An 18,376-nucleotide genomic window follows, 5' to 3' on the forward strand; every position below is an offset into this window, starting at 1 on the left:
GGGTGATACGGTCGCTCCCATGGGAGCGAGGGAGCACCTGCCGGTGCTGGCGGAGAACCTGGGGAAGAAGTACTCGCGGGGCTGGGCGTTGCAGGACTGCGCGCTGCAGGTGCCGGCAGGGCGGATCGTCGCGCTCGTCGGACCGAACGGGGCCGGCAAGAGCACGCTGATGGGTCTGATCACCGGACTGCTCCGCCCGACCACGGGCCGGATCGCGGTGTTCGGCGACGTGCCGAACGGCCGCGGGATGCACGCCTCGGTGGCGTTCCTGACGCAGGCCAAGCCGCTGTACCCGCAGTTCACGGTCGCGGACACGCTGCGGTTCGGCCGCAACGCCAACCCCGGCTGGGACCAGGCGTACGCCGAGGAGCTCGTGCGTCGAGCGCGGGTGCCGTTCGAGGCGAAGGTGGGGACGTTGTCGGGCGGTCAGCGCACGCGGGTCGCGCTGGCGCTGGCACTGGGCAAGCGGCCGCGGTTGCTGATGCTGGACGAGCCGCTCGCGGACCTCGACCCGCTGGCGCGCGAGACCGTGCTGCAGACGCTTCTGCAGGAGTGCCGGGCGCAGGGCATCACGGTGCTGCTGTCCTCGCACGTGCTGGCCGAGCTGGAGGGCGTCTGCGACCACCTCGTGCTGTTGACGTCGGGCCGGGTGCAGCTGGCCGGTGACGTCGACCGGCTGTTGCGGCAGCACGGCGAGCCGCGGCTCAGCCGGCTCGTGCTCACCCACCTGCGGTCGGAGAGGATGGCGGCATGACGTGGATCGTGTGGCGTCAGCAGCGCCCGGTGTTCATCTCGCTCGCGGTCGGGCTGGTCGTGGCGGTGGCGGCCATCCTGTTGATGCGGGCGGGAATGATCGCCGACCTCAAGGCCGGCAACCTCCTGGACTGCGCGGAGCAGAAGCTGCCGTCCTGTCGCGGCGAGGCCGTTCGTGACTTCCAGAACACGTGGTACGACCTGATGCACGGCGCGCAGTACGTGGTGCTCGTGGTGCCGTTGCTGGTCGGTCTCTTCATCGGAGCCCCGTTGTTCGCGCGTGAGTTCGAACAGGGCACGCACGTGCTGGCGTTCACCCAGTCGGTCAGCCGGACGCGCTGGACGGCGACCAAGTTCGTCGTCGTCGGGGTGCCCGCGGTCCTCTTCGTGGCGGCGTCGCAGCTCCTCGTGCGCAGCTGGCTGAACGCGGCGGGCAAGCTCGGCCCGTTGAGGGGAGGACCGTGGGACCCTGCCATTTTCGACACCCAGAGCGTGTCACCGGTCGCGTACACGATCTTCGCGTTCACGCTGGGCGCCTTCGCCGGCGCGCTGTTCAAGCGGACGCTCGTGGCCATCATGGTGACGCTCGGCGTCTTCGTCGCGGTGCGGGTCGTGCTCAAGACGCGAGAGGATCGGTTCGGCGAGCCGGTCCGAGTGCTGTCGGACGAGCTGACGGATCCCTACGCCGGCTCCGGAGTCGACGAGAAGGTGTTGAGCACGGGCTTCCTGGACGCCAAGGGAGCCGTGGTGGCCGACCCGGGTTCGGCACAGGCGCCGTGCGTGCCGAACACACGGGTGGAGGTCTCGGTCGAGGACCGGATCGCCTGCTGGCAGCAGCACGGCCTGGCGCGGAGGTTCCGGGAAGTCCTCCCGGTGGACCAGGCGACCACGATCCACCTCCTGCAAGCGGGGATCTTCGTCGGGCTCGCGGCGTTGTTCATGATCGGCCTGGTGTGGGCGGTGCGCAGGCAGTCGTGACAGAAGCGGTCGGGGACGGGGCAGGCACCTATGCTGAGCGGCGTGATCGAGTTTCGCATCGATCGGCACTCGGGGGTGTCCACCTATCTCCAGATCGCCGCACAGGTCAAGCAGGCCATGCGGATGGGCCTGCTCGGACCCGGCGACAAGCTGCCGACGGCACGGGAGGTGGTGGAGGCCACCAGGGTCAACCCCAACACCGTGCTGAAGGCGTACCGCGAGCTCGAACACGAAGGCCTCGTCGAAGGCCGGCGTGGCATGGGCACGTTCATCACGGCCTCGCTCGCGACCTCGTTCGCGCGCCCCGACGCACCGTTGCGTCAGGACCTGGACGAGTGGATGGGCCGCGCGGTGGACGAGGGCCTGTCGTCCGACGAGGTCGACGCGATCTACACGGACGTGCGTTCCGCGCACTACTGATGTCCATTGTGGAGTCTCGATGAACGCCAGTCCGGTGCACGCTCACGGCGTGGCCAAGCACTTCGGCCGCTTGCGCGCGCTCGACGACTGCAGTTTCTCGTTGCCTCCCGGCAGCGTCACCGGCCTGGTCGGACCGAACGGGGCGGGCAAGTCGACGTTGCTGTCGTTGATCGCAGGTCTCGCTCGGCCGACGCACGGCTCGGTGAGCGTGCACGGCACCCCTGTGCGCGGCCGCATGCATCCGGACGTGTCGCTGCTGACGCAGAAACGTCCGTTGTACGACCAGTTCACCGTCCGCGAGATGATGCGGGCGGGTGCGGCGCTGAACGACCGCTGGTCTTCCTCGCGTGCCTCCGAGGTGCTCGATCTCCTTGCGGGCGTGGACAAGGACGCTCAGGTGCACACGTTGTCCGCCGGCGCGCGCACGCAGGTGGCGATCGCGTTGGCGTTGGGCAGGCTGCCGAAGGTGTTGTTGCTGGACGAGCCGTTGTCCGACCTCGACCCGTTGGCACGTGACGAGACGTTGCGGATCGTCATGACCGAGGTCGCGGAACGGGGCACCACGGTGCTGCTGTCGTCGCACCTGCTCACGGATCTCGGCGATGTCTGCGATCACCTGTTGCTGCTCGACGAGGGGCGGGTGCAGGTGGCGGGGGAGATCGACGAGATCCTCGACGAGCACCAGGTCCTGGTGGGGCCTGCGGGGCTGGAGCTTCCGGTGGACGGCCTCGTCGAGTCCTCCCGCACGGCGCGGCAGACGACCGCGTTGGTGCGGGGCGGGGGCGTGCCGGTGGGGTGGGAGGCGGCGCGGCCCGATCTGGAGGTGCTGGTCATGGGGTACTTGAGGGCGTCGCGAGCGCGCAGGTCGGCGCGCCGGTAGGGGAGTTGCGGCTGCCGGGCGCGTGGAGGGCGAGAGGGCAGCGTTGCCTGGCTTTGCCCGCGGTGCCACGGGTGCCGTCGGATCGCCGCAGCAGCCCGCCTGGCCGCAGCCCGCCTCACCTCACCGCGGCCCCGACCACCGAACCCGTCAGTAGATCGCTTTCTGCAGGCCCTGAACCAGCGTCTTGTAGACCTCGCCCGCCGCCCCCCACCGCGCGAGCGCCGCCCGTGCCGCGTTCGCGCCCGCCGCGCCGTGCACGCCGCCGCCCGGCCAGGCCGACGACCCCGCCAGGTAGAGGCGGTCGAACGGGGTGTCCGCGCGGCCGAGACCCGGTACCGGGCGGAAGATCAGCTGCTGGTGGATGGCCGACGTGCCGCCGTTGACCGAGCCGATCTCCGCCGGGCCCAGCACCGAGCGTTGCAGGATGCGGGAGCGGAAGCCGGGCGCGCGTTCCTCGATCATCAGTTCCACGCGGTCGGCGCGGCGCTTCAGGCGGTCCGGCGTCCAGTTCCCGCCCAGCGGCACGTGGGTGTACGCCCAGGCGGCCTCGGTTCCGGCGGGGGAGCGTGACGGGTCGGTGGTCGTCATCTGGCCCATGACCATGAACGGGTTGCGCGGCACCTTGCCGCACGCCAGTTCGTGGGCCACGGTGGCCAGGCCGTTGACGTCGCCGCCGAGGTGGACGGTGCCCGCCCGCGCGGCTTCCGGGTTGGTCCACGGGATCGGGCCCGACAGCGCCCAGTCGACCTTGATCGTGTCGCCGTCCCACTGGAACCGCTTCAGGTCCTCGGCGAGCCGGGACGGCAGTGCGTCGGCGCCGATCAGGTCCAGGTACAGCGAAGGTGCTGTCACGTCGGCGAGGACGGCTCGCCGTGCGCGCACGACGGATCCATCAGCCAGACGCACGCCAACGGCGACGCCGCGCGCGTGCAGTACGGAGGTCACCCGTGCGTTCGTTTCGACGCGTCCGCCGAAGCGGCGCACGAGAGCCGCGGTCAGTTCGCCCGCGCCACCGCGCGGGACCGGGTTGCCGACCTCCTGCGCGAGCATGGCGAGCAGCCAGCCGAAGCCCGCGCCGCCGGCCTGGTCCGGACCGAGGTCCGTGTGCATCGTGTTGCCTGCCAACAACACACGCGCGCCTTCGCCCTCGAAGAGCTCCTCGCCCAGACGGCGCACCGGCAGCGTGAGTGTGCGCGCCAGGCGCAAAGCACCGCCGACGCCTGCGGCTTTCACGAGAGAAAGTCCGCCACGCACCGGTGGGAACGGACTCAGCAGCGAGTTGATCACGGCGTCACGGACGGACAGCCAGTGCGCGTACTCCGCCTGCCAGCGGTCGGCGTCGGCGTGTGCGAACGTGCCGACCGACTTGGCCGTGGTCTCGATCTCACGAGAGAGAAGAGCCACACGATCGTCCGGCAGGACGTGGGCGAGCACGGCCGGTGCGTGCTGCCACTGCACGTCGAGGTTCAACGCGCCGAGGACCGGCGAGCCGAGGCCGAGAGGGTAGAACGCGCTGTAGACGTCGTTCGTGAAGCCCGGCGCGGTGATCTCGGCGGACGTGACGGCGCCGCCGGGGGTGGCGCGCTGCTCCAGGACCAGGACGTCCCAGCCCGCGTCCGCCAGCAGGGCCGCCGCGACCAGGCCGTTGGGGCCTGAGCCGATGACGACCGCGTCCACCTCGTTCACACACGCCTCCCCATCGCCGTGACCACCTCACGCAGCACATCACGTGCGTCGTGTTCCGGCCACCATTCCAGATCTTGGTGCGCGCGGGTGGTCTGCACCAGAGGCGCCTGATCCGCCATCCGGACCCACTCCGGCGTGAGCGGCTGCAGGCCGAGCTTCGCCGTCGCGCCTGCCAGCTTCTCGACCAGCGGATACGGCACGGGGAGCCGGCCGGCGCCCACGAGGTCGGCGATCATCGGTGCCGTGAGCACAGGTTCGGCAGCCAGGTTGTAGGCACCGAACGCCTTGAGGCGCACTATCTGGACGATCGCGCGCGCCACGTCGTCGGAATGCACGAGCTGTAGGCGCAGACCGTTCCACAACGGCATGGGCAGCAACGGCAGCAGTTTCGGTGAGAGCCAACGGCTGAGCAGCCACCGTCGCAGCTGCTGGGCCGCCGACGCCTGACCGATCCCGCACGGCCTGATGACCGTGCACGGCAACGGATAGCGGCTGATCATCTCCTCCAGCCGCACCTTGTGGGCGCTGTACGTGCTGCCGGGAATGCCTGTCGTGGGCCACGTTTCGTCCACACGGCCGTAGCGCGCCGCCGGTGCGTAAGCCGCGACCGACGACGCGCAGACCAGGTGGCCGACGTCTTCTTTGACGCAGGCAGCGAGCACGTGCTCGCTGCCGTCGATGTTCGTCTCGCGGTCGGTCGGTTTGATCGCCCACGCCAGATGCACGACGACGTCGGCACCGCGAACGGCGTCCCTCAACGACGACAGGGTGCGCACGTCGACACCGACGTCATCGAAGTCGAGGTGACGCCGTAGCGCGGTGCCGACGTTGCCGGTGCCGCCGGTGACGACGATCCTCACCCGAGCACCTTGCGGATCGCGTCCCGTGCCTTGTCCACCACGGCGACCAGCGGGCCGAGCGCCAGGTTCGCGACCGGGCTCTCGACGCCGGGGTGCGGGCGGGTCGGCGCGATCGCCTCGGCGGCCTCCACGGCCTTCGCCATCCGTTCGAGGCGTTCCTGGTCGTGCACCTTGCGCAGCAGCGGGAACTCGGCCTGCTCCTCGTGGTCCGCGTGCGCGAGCACGTCGTCACGGAGCTGTACGAGCAGAGTGTCGAAGCCCTCGGCGTCGGGCCCCATGTCGTTCATCGTGCTGAGGAGCTCCTTGGCGCGTCGCTCCTCTGCGACCCGTGCGTCGACGACCGACTCTCCGCCGGCCACACGCGCGACGGCGGGATGAACGATCTCCTCCTCCGCGGTCTCGTGAATCGAAAGCAGACGCACGAGCCGATGCCACGCGTCGTCGCGTTCGTCGCCGGTGGCGGTCTCGACTTCGGCGAACAGCGTGCGGATGGTCTCGTGTTGCCGGTGGAGCAGCTTGATCACGTCATCAGCCATGCCGCGGGGATACCCGAAAAGTGATCGACAACGCCGTATCTCATTTCATTCGGCACCGAAGAGCTAGCACAGCGAGTAATCGAGCGGTAGTCACATGAACCTAACAATCCTGTGTCACGTACCACATAAGTAGGCAATATGTGACTGCTCAACGAATACTGAGCTACCGCTTAGTATGTTCGCCGCTGATCTTTCGACAAGGACTGCTGCATGCCCTCCCGCCGTCGTGTACTGCCCATCGCCTTAGCGCTCGCCGTCCTGGCGGCCGGCTGCTGTGCGAAGGAAGACCAGAAGACCCAGGTCAAGACAGGTCCGGGCGTCACGGCCGACACGATCTCGCTCGGCATCCTCACCGACATGACCGGCCCCTTCAAGGCGTCCGCACTGACCAGGATGAAGGGCTACGAGCTCTACCTGAAGCAGATCAACGACCGCGGCGGCATCTGCGGTCGCAAGATCGAGCTCAAGGTGAAGGACCACGCCTACGACGTGCAGAAGGCGCTCGACGCCTACTTCGACCTGGAACCGCAGGTCCTGGGCCTGCTGGAGCTCGCGGGCACGCCGATGACCGCCGCCATCGAGCCCGACATCATGCAGACCCGCACGCTGACCGCGCCCGCCTCGTGGGCCGCGTCGCTGCTCGGCAACCCGCACATGATGATCGTGGGCACGACCTACGACCTCGACGTGATCAACGGTCTCGACTACTACAAGCGCCGCGGCATCATCAGGGAAGGCGACACCGTCGGCCACATCTACGTCCAGGGCAGCTACGGCGACAACGCGCTCGAAGGCTCCACGTTCGTCGGCGAGCAGTGGAAGATGAACATCGCCAAGCAGCCCATCGGCGAAACGACCGCGGACCTCAGCCAGCAGATGGCCGCGCTGAAGGCCCAGGGCGCGAAGGCGATCGTGCTGAGCACCGCCCCCGCCCAGACCGCGGCCGCCGTGGGCGTCGCAGCGGCGATGAAGTGGGACGTGCCGTTCATGCTCAACATCGTCGGCTACGACCCCGCGCTCCTCGACTCACCGGTCGCCGCGGCGGTGGAGAAGCAGGTGTCCGTGGTGACCTCGGTGGCGCCGTTCACCAGCACCCAGCCGGGCCCGCGCGAGGTGGCGGCGGCGTTCAGCAAGAACTTCCCCAACGACAAGCCCGCGCTGTACGTCGACCACGGCTACACCGTGGCCAAGGTGTTCCTCTCGGTCGTCGAGAAGGCCTGCAAGAACGGTGACCTCACGCGGGACGGCGTGCTGAAGGCGTTCCACGACACCAGTGGCCTGGACACCCAGGGGCTGACCGGTGAGCTGCACTACTCGCTGGTCGGACGGCCCTCGTCCACGCAGTCGTACATCACCAAGGTCGACCGGTCGGCGCCCGGTGGTCTGACGACGGTGGAGGAGCTGTTCGAGTCCGGGCTGGTGAAGCTCAAGGGCACCCGCGCCAGGTAACGGCTCCGGCTCGGCTGGACAACGGCCGTAACTGTCCGTGAGATCCATGCGATGTGGTCGTCACACAGGCGCCGCCGCCTGTGCATGAACCACAGGAGTCGCCATGGCCGCATCCAGCGCGATCCATGAAATCCTCGTTGCCGCCGCTGTCCCGGAACCCACGCCGGGCGTCCTGCGGGCGGTCGGCATGTTCCTGATGCAACACCCGGTACCGGTATTCGTGATCATCGCAGCCCTCGTCATCGGCGTCTGGTACCTCGCCGCCTCGGCGACGAACAAGAAGCCGTGAGGAGAACCGGACCAACGCGGAAGAGCCCCTCCCGGCCTCGGGAGGGGCTCTTCCGCGTTCGCGCTACTTGCCGAAACCGGCCTTGCGGAGCGCGTCCGCCATCGACCCGTTCGCGGGCGGCGGCGAGTTGCGCTGCTGCCCACCGCGCTGCTGGCCACCACCGCGCTGCGGCCGGCGGTCACGACCACCGCCGCCACCGCCGCCCTGCTGCTTCGGCGCGGGCTTGCCCGGTTCGTCGGTCAGCCGCAGGGTCAGGCCGATGCGCTTGCGGGCCTCGTCGACCTCCAGCACCTTCACCCGCACCACGTCACCGGACTTCACGACGTCGCGCGGGTCCTTCACGTAGGTGTTGGACAGGGCCGAGATGTGCACCAGGCCGTCCTGGTGCACGCCGATGTCCACGAACGCGCCGAACGCGGCCACGTTCGTCACGACGCCCTCCAGCACCATGCCGGGCTTGAGGTCGGCGATCTTCTCGACGCCGTCGGCGAAGGTCGCGGTCTTGAAGGCGGGGCGCGGGTCGCGGCCCGGCTTCTCCAGCTCCTTCAGGATATCCGTGACGGTCGGCAGACCGAACTGCTCGTCCACGAACTGCTCGGGCCGCAGCTTGGTGAGCACCGCGGTGTTGCCGATCAGCTCGGCACCGGCGGCCTGCTGCATCTTCCGCACCACCGGGTAGGCCTCGGGGTGCACGGAGGAGGCGTCCAGCGGTTCGTCGCCGCCGCGGATCTTGAGGAAGCCCGCGCACTGCTCGAACGCCTTCGGGCCGAGCCGTGCCACGTTCTTGAGCGCCGTGCGGGTCTTGAACGGGCCGTTCTGGTCGCGGTGCAGCACGATGTTCTCCGCGAGACCGGCGGTGATGCCGGAGACGCGGGTCAGCAGCGGCACGGACGCGGTGTTCAGGTCGACGCCGACCGCGTTCACGCAGTCCTCGACCACGGCGTCCAGCGACCGCGACAGCTTCGACTCGGACAGGTCGTGCTGGTACTGGCCGACGCCGATGGACTTCGGGTCGATCTTCACCAGCTCGGCCAGCGGGTCCTGCAGCCGCCGGGCGATCGAGACGGCGCCGCGGATCGACACGTCGAGGTCCGGGAGCTCCGACGACGCGTAGGCCGAGGCCGAGTACACCGACGCGCCCGCTTCGGACACCACGATCTTGGTGAGCTTCAGCTCGGGGTGGCGCTTGATCAGGTCGGCGGCCAGCTTGTCGGTCTCGCGCGAGGCCGTGCCGTTGCCGATCGCGATCAGGTCGACGTTGTGGGCCTTGGCCAGCGCCGCGAGCTTGGCGATCGACTCGTCCCAGCGGTTCGCCGGCACGTGCGGCTGGATCACGCCGTGCGCCACGACCTTGCCGGTGGCGTCGACGACCGCGACCTTCACGCCGGTGCGGTAGCCGGGGTCGAGACCCATCGTGGCGCGCGTGCCGGCCGGTGCGGCCAGCAGCAGGTCGCGCAGGTTCGAGGCGAACACCTTCACGGCCTCGTCCTCGGCGAACTGGCGCAGGCGTCCGCGCAGGTCGATGCCCAGGTGGACGAGGATGCGGGTCCGCCACGCCCAGCGCACGGTGTCGGTGAGCCACTTGTCGGCGGGACGGCCGCGGTCGTCGATGCCGAACCGGGCCGCGATGCGCACCTCGAACGAGGACGGGCCGCCGTCCTCGTTGGGCTCCTCCGGCTCCAGGACGAGGTCGAGGACCTCCTCCTTCTCGCCGCGGAACAGCGCCAGGATGCGGTGCGACGGCAGCTTGCCGAAGGGCTCGTCGAACTCGAAGTAGTCGGCGAACTTGGCGCCCTCGGTCTCCTTGCCCTCGCGGACCTTGGAGACGACGCGGCCGCGCGTCCACATCTGCTCGCGCAGCTCGCCGATCAGGTCGCCGTCCTCGCCGAACCGCTCGACCAGGATGGCCCGCGCGCCCTGCAGGGCGGCTGCGGCGTCCGCGACCTCCTTGGCCGGGTCGACGAACTTGGCGGCCTCCTCCTGCGGGTTCAGGTTCGGGTCACCCAGAAGTGCGTCGGCGAGCGGTTCGAGACCGGCTTCCTTCGCGATCTGGGCCTTCGTGCGGCGCTTCGGCTTGTACGGCAGGTAGAGGTCCTCGAGCCGGGCCTTGGAGTCGGCGGCGAGGATCTGCGCTTCGAGCGCGTCGTCGAGCTTGCCCTGCTCGCGGATCGAGGTGAGAACCGCCGCGCGGCGCTCCTCCAGCTCGCGCAGGTAGCCGAGCCGCTCCTCGAGCGTGCGCAGCTGCGCGTCGTCGAGACCGCCGGTCGCCTCCTTGCGGTATCGGGCGACGAACGGGACGGTCGCGCCACCGTCGAGCAGCTCGACAGCAGAGCTGACCTGGCCCGCGGCCACGCCGAGCTCGTCAGCGATCTTCTGGTGGATGAGCGTTGTCACAGCGCGCCATTCTGCCCGCTGTCCGATTCCGCGTGGCACGGTGTCCAGGTGAGCATCGCCGAGGTCGTGCCTTCGCTGCTGTCGGGCCTGGACGTTCCGGGTGCCGACAACACCCTGGACCTGCCGTCCGCCCGGCGTGTCGTGCTGCTGCTCGTCGACGGGCTGGGGCACGAGCTGCTGCGCCGGCACGCCGAGCACGCTCCGTTCCTGTCGAGCCTGCCGGGCAGGGAGAGCTCCGCCGGGTTCCCGTCGACGACCGCCACCAGCCTCGCCTCGATCGGCACCGGCCTGCTGGCGGGCGGGCACGGCATCGTCGGCTTCACGTTCTGCATCGGCGACGAGGTGCTCAACGCGCTGACCTGGTCGCGGGCCGGCGACCACCACCACGACCTGCGCGAGGTGCTCGTGCCCGAGGTCGTGCAGCCGCACCCGACGCTGTTCGAACGGGCGGCGGCGGCCGGGGTGGCGGTCAGCGCGGTCGCGCCGCTCGCCCAGCGCGGCAGCGGCCTGACGCGGGCGGTGCTGCGCGGCTCGTGGTTCCGCGGCGCGGCGGGCTTCGGCGACCTCGCGCTGGGCGCGGCCGCCGCGCTGCGGCAGGACCGCTCGTTCTGCTACGCCTACCACGGTGACCTCGACACGATCGGCCACTTCTACGGGCCGGGTTCGGACGAGTGGTTGCTGCAGTTGCAGTTCGTGGACGCGCTGGCCGAGCGCATGGCGTCCCGCCTGCCGTCCGGCTCCCTGCTCGTGGTGACCGCCGACCACGGCATGATCACCACCGGCGACCGGATCGACTTCGACACCGAACCCGTGCTGTGGCAGGGAGTTCGCGTCATCACCGGTGAGCCTCGCGTGCGCTACCTGCACACCGAGAGCGACGAGGTGCTGTCCGTGTGGCGGGAGTTCCTCGGCGACCGCGCGGACGTGGTGTCCAAGCAGGACGCTGTGGACGCCGGCTGGTTCGGCCCGGTCAGTCCACTTGCGATGGACCGCATCGGAGACGTGGTCGTGGCGATGAAGGGCTCGGCGGTGGTCGTGCGCGGGCAGGCGGAACCCGTGCTGAGCAAGCTGATCGGCATCCACGGCTCGCGGACGCGGGAAGAGCTGGCAATCCCGGTGCTCTTCCACCGCACGCCCTAGGATCGTTCGCTGTGACGATCTCATTGCCCGGACCGGTCGCCTTCGTGCTCGGCGGCGGAGGCAGCCTCGGCGCCTCGCAGGTCGGCATGCTGCGCGCGTTGCAGGAACACGGCGTGCGCCCGGACCTCGTCGTCGGCACGTCCGTGGGTTCGGTCAACGGCTCGTTGCTGGCGCTGGACCCGGAGAAGGCGCCGTCCCGGCTGGCCGAGCTGTGGGAGGGGATGACGCGGCAGCGGGTGTTCCCCGGCGGCCCGCTCGCGCAGCTGCGGTCGTTGCGCACCAACAAGACCTACCTGTTCCCGAACACCGGGCTGGCGGACGTGCTGGCCGAGGGGCTCGACGGGTGCGCCGACTTCGCCGGCCTGACGCTGCCGTTCGGGGCGGTGTCGGTGGACTGCGTCTCCGGGGAGGCCGTCAACCTCACGTCCGGCCCGCTGGTCCCGGCGATCCTCGCCAGCGCGGCGATTCCCGGCGTGTACCCGCCGGTGCGCATCGGTGACCGAGTGCTCTACGACGGCGGCGTGCTCGCGAACGTGCCGATCCGGCAGGCGCTCGCGATGGGCGCGAAGTCGTTGGTGGTGCTGGACTGCGCGTTCCCCGGCCATCTGCCGGGGGTGCCGGGGACGCTGGCCGAGACGTTGCTGTTCTGGGCGACCCTGGGCATGCGGAACCAGGCCGTGCTGGAGGTGGAGCTGGCCTCGCAGCACGCGCCCGTGCTGTACCTGCCGGGGCCGCCGGTGCAGGCGGTGACGCCGCTGGACTTCTCGCACACGGCGGAGCTGGTCGAGGCCTCGTACGTGGCGTCGGCGGCGTTCCTGACCTCGGTGGAGATCGCCGGGGCTGGGCTGTACGGCCATCCGTCCCACGGCTGAGACATCGGCTCATTTGGAGCCTTTTTCGATTCAGTTCGCCCTGAAACTCGGTCATACCTCCGAGGACCTATTGAACTTGGACGGCTGAGTGGCGTAGACCTTTGCGCGGTAACACCGAGCACGTCTTCCTTCCGCCGCAGGAGGCGTCCACCAGGAGGCTGGCTCGTGCGCAAAACGTTGCGTCGTCTCGGCGTGTTGATGACCGCCGCTCTACTCGTTGCAGGCGTGAGCTCTCCGGCGCGCGCCGAGGTGCTGAATCCCCGCCAGGACTGGCTGCGGGCGTCCACGGCCGGGTTGTTCCTGCACTGGGGGATGCGGACGAATCCGGGCTACACCAGTTGCAGCGCCTGGGAAGCCGCCGTCACCGGTGGTGGCTGGTCCGCCAAGTACTGGGTGGACGAGGCGAAGAAGCTGCACGCGCAGTACATCGTGCTGGCGTCGTTCCACTCGCGCCTCGGCTACGCGCGCGCGTGGCCGTCGTCGATCCCGGGCAGCTGCTCGACGAAGCGGGACTTCCTCGGTGAGCTGATCGACGCGGCGTCGGCCGAGGGTGTGAAGGTCATCAACTACATGACCGACGACCCGCAGTGGCACGACGAGGGCGGGCACGAGTGGCTCGACTCGGCCGCGTACTCGAAGTACAAGGGCAAGACGGTCAACCTGCAGGAGCGGCCCGGGTTCGGGCAGTTCAGCTACGACAACTTCGTCGAGGTCATGCAGCGCTACCCGAAGCTCGCCGGGTTCTGGATCGACAACGACAACGCCTACTGGGAGCAGAACGGTCTCTACGAGCGGATCCGCAAGGAACGCCCGGACATGCTGCTCAGCAACAACAACGAAGACACGCCGATCATGGACACGATCAGCAACGAGCAGAAGACCGGCATGACGCCGTCGTACGACTACCCGCAGGCGATCTACACGGCGGCGCCGCGGCTGACCGAGGCGTGCTTCAAGCTGCCGACCGGCGGGGCGTGGTGGTACTCGGGCACGAACTCGACGGTCGACTACAAGCTGACGCTGGGCCGGCTGATCACCAACGCCGGGTCGGACGTCAAGGCGCTGATGGCCGAGACCGCGATGGTCAACGGCAAGTTCCCGTCGAACCAGGTGTCCTTCAACAACTTCGCCGACGGGTACCTGCGGGACATCTGGGAGTCGATCGGCGGCACGTACGGCGGCGGCTACCTGCACGGCGGGCTCAAGCCGGGATTCTGGAACGACGGCGCGCACGGTGTGACGACGGTGTCGAAGACCAACCCGGACCAGCACTACATCCACGTGATCACCAAGCCGTCCGGGTCGACGTTGAAGGTGCGCGACAACGGCTACAAGGTCAGCCGCGTGACGAACGTGCGGACCGGCGCGGCGGTGAACTGGTCGCAGTCCGGCGGCACGATCACGCTCAACGGCATCTCGAACTGGGACCAGTACGACACGGTGTTCAAGGTCGAGACCGCTGGGCGCGAGGGGATCATCGCGCCGTCCTCGTACACGATGAGCGCGTCGGCGTCCGCTTCCGGTCACCCGGCCTCGGCCGCGGCGGACGGCGACTACCAGACCTACTGGGACGCAACGGGTGCCGGCACGGTGTCGCTGCGCTTCGACCTCGGCTCGGCGAAGAAGGTCTCGTACGTGGCGCTGAACCAGCGCGAGGACTCGACCACGTATCCGGCCTCGGGTTCCGCGCGCATCAAGAACTACAACGTCTACACGTCCAACGACGGTTCCAATTGGACGAACGTGAAGTCCGGGTCGCTGCCGAACCACCGCGGTGTGCAGTTCATCGACCTGCCGGCGAACACGACCGCGCGGCACATCCGGGTGGAGAAGACGTCCACGCAGGGCAAGGCGCAGCTGCGGATCGACGAGGCGTGGCTCGGCTCCTCGTACCCCGGTTCGGGAGGCGGCGGTGACCCGACGCCGTCGTCGCGGTACGAGGCGGAGAACGGCGTCGTGACGCAGGGCGTGGTGGAGTCGAACCACGAAGGGTTCTCCGGCACCGGATTCGTCAACTACGACAACGTGTCCGGCTCCTCGGTGGAGTTCAAGGTGACCAGCGACGTGGCGGGTCCTCGCCCGGTCACGTTGCGGTTCGCCAACGGCACCACGGTGAACCGGCCGCTGGACATCTCGGTCAACGGCCAGCTCGCCGTGGACGAGCAGGCGTTCGCGGGCACCGGGGCGTGGACGACCTGGCAGTCCACGACCGTGACGCTCGACCTGGCGGCCGGGGAGAACACGATCCGCGCGGTCGCGACGACCGCGAACGGCGGGCCGAACCTGGACTACCTGGAGATCTGACCCAGCACGCGCTCGATGTTGTGGTCCGCGATTTCCCGCATCGCGTCGCGGTGCGGGAAATCGCCGTCCAGCAACCGAAGCGGGCCTTCCACCAGCGACAGGTGCTGGGCCAGGCGGTAGAGGTTCATCCGCGCCGGGTCGAGGTTCGCGGCAGGACGGTAGTACTGGCCGAACCTGAGTTCCAGGAACGCGTGCTCCCACTCGACGTCGAAGAACATGACGCCCTCGATGTCGATCAGCACCGGCCGCCCGTCGGTCACCAGCACGTGGTCCGGCCCGAGCTCGCCGTGGACCAGGCCGTAGGACGTGCGCGGCTCGATCACCGAATGCCGTTGGCGCAGCTCGGTTTCCAGGAGCTCTCGTTCGGCGGCGATCCGCGGAACCCGTTCACAACAGGCTTCCAGGTGCGTGAGGGCTCGCTGGAGGATCACGTCCGGCACCGGCGGCGCGTCCGCGGGTTGGAGGGCGCTGGGACGGCCGTAGCGCGGGCTCTGGCGTGCGTGCATGGCCTCCACGTCGTCCCACAGGCGTTCCAGCGCCTCGGTGTCGAGCAGCTTCTCCAGGAACTCGCTCCCCAGGTCCTCGACCACGACGGTGTCCTGGTCGACCAGCACCAGACGAGGCACGGACATCCCGGCCTCCGACAGCACGGTGTGCGCGGTGAGGAACAGGTCGCGCCCGCTCGCGTTGCCGAACAACGGGTCGGGCTCGTGTTCGGGCCAGTAATCCTCGCTCGCGCGCCACACGTAGGCGATGCCCGTGGTGCCGTCGTCGAGCGTCAGGCGGTAGACGCCCTTCTTGCTGCCGCCGTGCAGACGCGCCACCTCGCGCAGCGAACGGCCGTACGCCGCGTGCGCGAGGTCCGTCAGTTCCGCCACCCCCAGATGTGCCACGCTCCGCAACGTTAGGGAGGGGCACGTGAAACTGGTGCCAACATCGGCGCGGCGGGCGGACACGAACAGGTATGACAACCGAAGACCCTGACGACCGCGCCCTGTGGTCGCAGGCCGCCGGGGGCAGTGCGCACGCCTTCGGGGCGCTGTTCGACCGGCACGCCAAGGCGGTTTACAACCACTGCTTCCGGTTGACGGCCTCCTGGGCCGAGGCCGAGGACCACCTGCAGGCCACGTTCCTGCTGGCCTGGCGCAAGCGCGCCGAGGTGCGGCTGGAGCGCGACTCGGCGTTGCCGTGGCTGCTCACGGTGGCGACGAACGTGGTGCGCAACGGGCAGCGCTCGCTCACCAGGCGGCTGCGGAACCTGCGGCGGGTCGGGGAGGAGCCGCCGGTGCCCGACCACGCCGACCAGGTGGCCGAGCGGCTGGACGACCAGCGGCGGATGGCCGAGTTGCTCAAAGCCGTCGAGAAGCTGCCGCGCAACGAACGCGAGGCGCTCGCGCTGTGCGTGTGGTCCGAGGTGACGTACGCGGACGCGGCGGCGGTGCTCGGCATCACCGAGGGCAGCGTGCGCGCGAGGGTCAGCAAGGCCAAGTCGAAGCTCCAGCAGCAGCACCGCGAGCTCGTGCACACCGGGGAGGACCGATGACCAGCATGCTTCCGCCCACCCGCGACCTGCCGCCCGGTCGTCACATGCGGATCCGGGCCGAGCTCGAACAGGCGATCGGCCGCAAGCGGTCCCGGCTGACCGTGCCGATCCTCGCCGCGGCGGCCGCTGTGTTCACCGTGGCGGCGAGCGTGGTGTTGCTGCGGCCGGGACCGTTGGATCCGACGCCTCTCGTCCAGATCACCACGTCGCCGTCTCCGACCTCCGCCTCTGTCGACTTCGGGGTGCCACCGGAGACCGTTGCGGAGATCGAGAAGGGGTGTGCGAAGGCGGGTGGGGTCGGCAAGGCGACGCTGCGTCAGTTGGTGCTCGAAGAGCCCCGGTTGGCGTTGCTCTACGCCGACGACGTGGCGCTGAGGTGCGAGATCGGTGTCGGCGCCGGGGGGTACAGCGTCGGCAGTAGCAAGGGCGACATGAGGTGGTTGCCGGGGCACTTCTCGGTCGAGGAGACGAGGGCCGCCTCCGGTGGCGACATTCCGGCCGCCAAGCCCGCCGACGCGGGGAAGCGAGGTTTTCGCCAGGCCGTCGGGCGCGTCGACGAGAAGGTCGCACGGGTGACGATCAGCGCCGACAACCTGGTGGTTGACGCCAAGATCGTCAACGGTACCTATGCCGCGCGGATCTACTACCCGTCGACGTGGCACTTTCCGGATCCGGAGAACGACCCGGCGCCGGTCGTCCGGGCCTACGACGCGGCGGGGAACCTGCTCGGCAGCAGCGACACGTCGTGGCAGACGTGCTACCAGAACCCGCAGACCGGCGAGCTCGTCGGCAGCGTCCGGCAGAAGCCGACGGACCAGTGCCAGCCGGCGCTGCCCTGGAAGTGACCCCGCCAACGGCCGCTACCGACCGGTTGGGCTTACCGACATACTGGTTGGTATGACGACTGTGGCGAACTTCGGCGGCACCAGCCACTACGCGGACCTCGACGGGCCCGTGCACTGGGTCGACTTCGGCGGGCCCGAGGACGGGCCGCGGATGGTCCTCGTGCACGGGCTCGGCGGCTCCCACCTCAACTGGGCGTTGCTCGCGCCACTGCTCGCGAAGAAGGCACGGGTCGTGGCCGTCGACCTGGCCGGGCACGGGCTCACGAACCCCGAGGGCCGCCAGACCACGGTCCAGGCCAACGCGAAGCTGCTCGGCCGGTTCGTCGCGGAGGTGGTCGAGGAGCCGGTGATCCTGGTCGGCAACTCCATGGGCGGGATGATCTCCCTGTTCCACACCGCGTACAACCCCGACCTGGTCAGAGGCCTGGTGCTGGTCGACCCGGCGCTGCCGATGGTGTTCGGCACGCGGCCGGACCCGACGATGCTGGCCACGTTCTTCATGTACTCGGTGCCGGGGCTGGGCGAGCGGTTCCTCGCCAAGGCGAAGACCGTCCCGGCGCGCAGGCAGGTGGAACGGCTGCTGGAGCTGGTCTGCGCGGACCCGTCGGGCATCCCCGAGGAGCTCAAGCAGGCGAGCGAGCACCTCATCGGCGAGCGCGCCAAGGTCGAGGGGCTGGACGCGGCGTTCCTCGCGGCCGCGCGCAGCACCGTGTTCACGACGTCCAAGCGCGGTGCCTACTACGCGGCGATGGCCGAGCTGCGGGTGCCGGTGTTCCTGATGAGCGGCGACCGCGACCGGCTGGTCAACGTGGCCGCCGCCCGCTACGTGGCCCGCAGGCACCCGCACTGGCGTTACGACGAGTACGAGGGCATCGGTCACGTGCCCCAGATGGAGATCCCCGAGGTCGTGTCCGAGCGGGTGCTGGACTGGATGGACGCCAACCGCCTGAGCACCGCGGCCAGCTGACCGAGCGTGAGCCGCTCCCGCAGCACGGGGGCGGCTCCGGTCAGCACGAAGTGGTCGTCGAACTGCTCGACACCGGTCAGCCGGATGCCGCGGGGCAGCTCCGGCACGGCGAACACGCGCGCCGGCAGCCACCGGTGCAGGCGCACGTGCAGTTCCGAGCCGACCAGCTGGACCGTCAGCGGCAACCAGCTGATCCGCTGCAGCTCGGGGAGGTCGGACAGGGCCACCTCGACGCGGAACTCGACCGGCGCCGACACCAGCGTCGCGGGCGGGTTCACGTGGACGTCCCGGCACACGACGGTCGCGCGGCGGGCCCGCCAGCGCGACCAGCGCACGTTCTCCAGCTCGATGCGGACGTCGTCGACCTGGCCGAGCGCCACCCCGAGGGCGCCCAGCCGCGCGTCGAGTCCCACCACGGTCAGGTGCAGGTCGTGCGCACCCGCCTGGACCGTCAGATCGT

General features: G+C 69.6%; 18 protein-coding genes. 12 read left to right on the plus strand and 6 right to left on the minus strand.

From position 1 onward, the window contains the following. Positions 1-19: 19 nt before the first annotated feature. From ACWEIJ_RS30405 to ACWEIJ_RS30420, 4 genes are read left to right on the plus strand one after another with little or no spacing between them, the layout of a single operon-like run. Positions 20-754, plus strand: a complete 735-nt coding sequence (locus ACWEIJ_RS30405; RefSeq protein ID WP_449840667.1) for an ABC transporter ATP-binding protein — start codon at positions 20-22, stop codon at positions 752-754. Beyond that, a complete protein-coding gene (locus tag ACWEIJ_RS30410; protein ID WP_449840668.1) occupies positions 751-1,731 on the plus strand; it encodes a hypothetical protein in 981 nt (326 codons plus the stop codon). Before ACWEIJ_RS30405 ends, ACWEIJ_RS30410 begins: the two co-directional genes overlap by 4 nt. Before the next feature lie 42 nt (positions 1,732-1,773). Then, positions 1,774-2,151, plus strand: coding sequence for a GntR family transcriptional regulator (locus tag ACWEIJ_RS30415; RefSeq protein WP_449840669.1), 378 nt, complete (start codon positions 1,774-1,776; stop codon positions 2,149-2,151). 19 nt (positions 2,152-2,170) lie between these two features. After that, positions 2,171-3,031 (plus strand): ABC transporter ATP-binding protein, encoded by an 861-nt coding sequence (locus tag ACWEIJ_RS30420; RefSeq protein WP_449840670.1) that lies wholly within the window; start codon positions 2,171-2,173, stop codon positions 3,029-3,031. A gap of 147 nt (positions 3,032-3,178) precedes the next feature. Here ACWEIJ_RS30420 and ACWEIJ_RS30425 read toward each other — a convergent pair whose 3' ends face one another. Genes ACWEIJ_RS30425 through ACWEIJ_RS30435 form a run of 3 tightly spaced genes read right to left on the minus strand, consistent with a single transcriptional unit; the run spans position 3,179 to position 6,113 of the window. After that, positions 3,179-4,717 carry a phytoene desaturase family protein gene (locus tag ACWEIJ_RS30425; RefSeq protein ID WP_449840671.1) on the minus strand — a complete coding sequence of 513 codons (1,539 nt, stop codon included), beginning with the start codon at positions 4,715-4,717 and terminating at the stop codon, positions 3,179-3,181. Further along, positions 4,714-5,577 carry an NAD-dependent epimerase/dehydratase family protein gene (locus ACWEIJ_RS30430; RefSeq protein WP_449840672.1) on the minus strand — a complete coding sequence of 288 codons (864 nt, stop codon included), beginning with the start codon at positions 5,575-5,577 and terminating at the stop codon, positions 4,714-4,716. Before ACWEIJ_RS30430 ends, ACWEIJ_RS30425 begins: the two co-directional genes overlap by 4 nt. After that, entirely contained in the window at positions 5,574-6,113 is a 540-nt protein-coding gene (locus tag ACWEIJ_RS30435; RefSeq protein WP_449840673.1) for a hemerythrin domain-containing protein, read from the minus strand. Before ACWEIJ_RS30435 ends, ACWEIJ_RS30430 begins: the two co-directional genes overlap by 4 nt. A gap of 210 nt (positions 6,114-6,323) precedes the next feature. Here ACWEIJ_RS30435 and ACWEIJ_RS30440 point away from each other — a divergent pair, with 210 nt between their 5' ends. Next, the gene (locus ACWEIJ_RS30440; RefSeq protein ID WP_449840674.1) at positions 6,324-7,562 is read left to right on the plus strand and encodes an ABC transporter substrate-binding protein; all 1,239 of its coding nucleotides are present in this window, start codon (positions 6,324-6,326) and stop codon (positions 7,560-7,562) included. 103 nt (positions 7,563-7,665) lie between these two features. Further along, positions 7,666-7,851 (plus strand): hypothetical protein, encoded by a 186-nt coding sequence (locus ACWEIJ_RS30445; protein ID WP_449840675.1) that lies wholly within the window; start codon positions 7,666-7,668, stop codon positions 7,849-7,851. 63 nt (positions 7,852-7,914) lie between these two features. Here the strand turns inward: ACWEIJ_RS30445 and ACWEIJ_RS30450 are convergent, their stop codons facing one another. Next, the gene (locus ACWEIJ_RS30450) at positions 7,915-10,245 is read right to left on the minus strand and encodes a Tex family protein (protein ID WP_449840676.1); all 2,331 of its coding nucleotides are present in this window, start codon (positions 10,243-10,245) and stop codon (positions 7,915-7,917) included. Between the two features lie 48 nt (positions 10,246-10,293). Here ACWEIJ_RS30450 and ACWEIJ_RS30455 point away from each other — a divergent pair, with 48 nt between their 5' ends. The 3 genes from ACWEIJ_RS30455 to ACWEIJ_RS30465 all read left to right on the plus strand — a co-directional run bounded on the left by ACWEIJ_RS30455 (position 10,294) and on the right by ACWEIJ_RS30465 (position 14,561). After that, positions 10,294-11,385, plus strand: a complete 1,092-nt coding sequence (locus ACWEIJ_RS30455) for an alkaline phosphatase family protein (protein ID WP_449840677.1) — start codon at positions 10,294-10,296, stop codon at positions 11,383-11,385. A gap of 11 nt (positions 11,386-11,396) precedes the next feature. Further along, positions 11,397-12,257, plus strand: a complete 861-nt coding sequence (locus ACWEIJ_RS30460) for a patatin-like phospholipase family protein (protein ID WP_449840678.1) — start codon at positions 11,397-11,399, stop codon at positions 12,255-12,257. A 198-nt stretch (positions 12,258-12,455) separates the two neighbouring features. Continuing rightward, on the plus strand, positions 12,456-14,561 hold the full coding sequence (locus ACWEIJ_RS30465) for a discoidin domain-containing protein (protein ID WP_449840778.1): 2,106 nt from the start codon (positions 12,456-12,458) through the stop codon (positions 14,559-14,561). Here the strand turns inward: ACWEIJ_RS30465 and ACWEIJ_RS30470 are convergent. Further along, positions 14,546-15,454, minus strand: a complete 909-nt coding sequence (locus tag ACWEIJ_RS30470; RefSeq protein ID WP_449840679.1) for a phosphotransferase — start codon at positions 15,452-15,454, stop codon at positions 14,546-14,548. The two genes, ACWEIJ_RS30465 and ACWEIJ_RS30470, sit on opposite strands and share 16 nt — an antisense overlap. A 71-nt stretch (positions 15,455-15,525) precedes the next feature. On the opposite strand from ACWEIJ_RS30470, the gene ACWEIJ_RS30475 reads away from it, so the two are divergent. The 3 genes from ACWEIJ_RS30475 to ACWEIJ_RS30485 are packed head-to-tail and all read left to right on the plus strand — an operon-like array spanning position 15,526 to position 17,916. After that, positions 15,526-16,104, plus strand: a complete 579-nt coding sequence (locus ACWEIJ_RS30475; RefSeq protein ID WP_449840680.1) for an RNA polymerase sigma factor — start codon at positions 15,526-15,528, stop codon at positions 16,102-16,104. Then, positions 16,101-16,949 carry a hypothetical protein gene (locus ACWEIJ_RS30480; RefSeq protein WP_449840681.1) on the plus strand — a complete coding sequence of 283 codons (849 nt, stop codon included), beginning with the start codon at positions 16,101-16,103 and terminating at the stop codon, positions 16,947-16,949. Before ACWEIJ_RS30475 ends, ACWEIJ_RS30480 begins: the two co-directional genes overlap by 4 nt. Positions 16,950-17,001: 52 nt before the next feature. Beyond that, positions 17,002-17,916, plus strand: a complete 915-nt coding sequence (locus ACWEIJ_RS30485) for an alpha/beta fold hydrolase (RefSeq protein WP_449840682.1) — start codon at positions 17,002-17,004, stop codon at positions 17,914-17,916. Here ACWEIJ_RS30485 and ACWEIJ_RS30490 read toward each other — a convergent pair. Continuing rightward, positions 17,826-18,329, minus strand: coding sequence for a hypothetical protein (locus ACWEIJ_RS30490; protein ID WP_449840683.1), 504 nt, complete (start codon positions 18,327-18,329; stop codon positions 17,826-17,828). The genes ACWEIJ_RS30485 and ACWEIJ_RS30490 overlap by 91 nt on opposite strands. Positions 18,330-18,376: the final 47 nt, after the last annotated feature.

This window comes from Lentzea sp. NPDC004789, assembly GCF_053601075.1.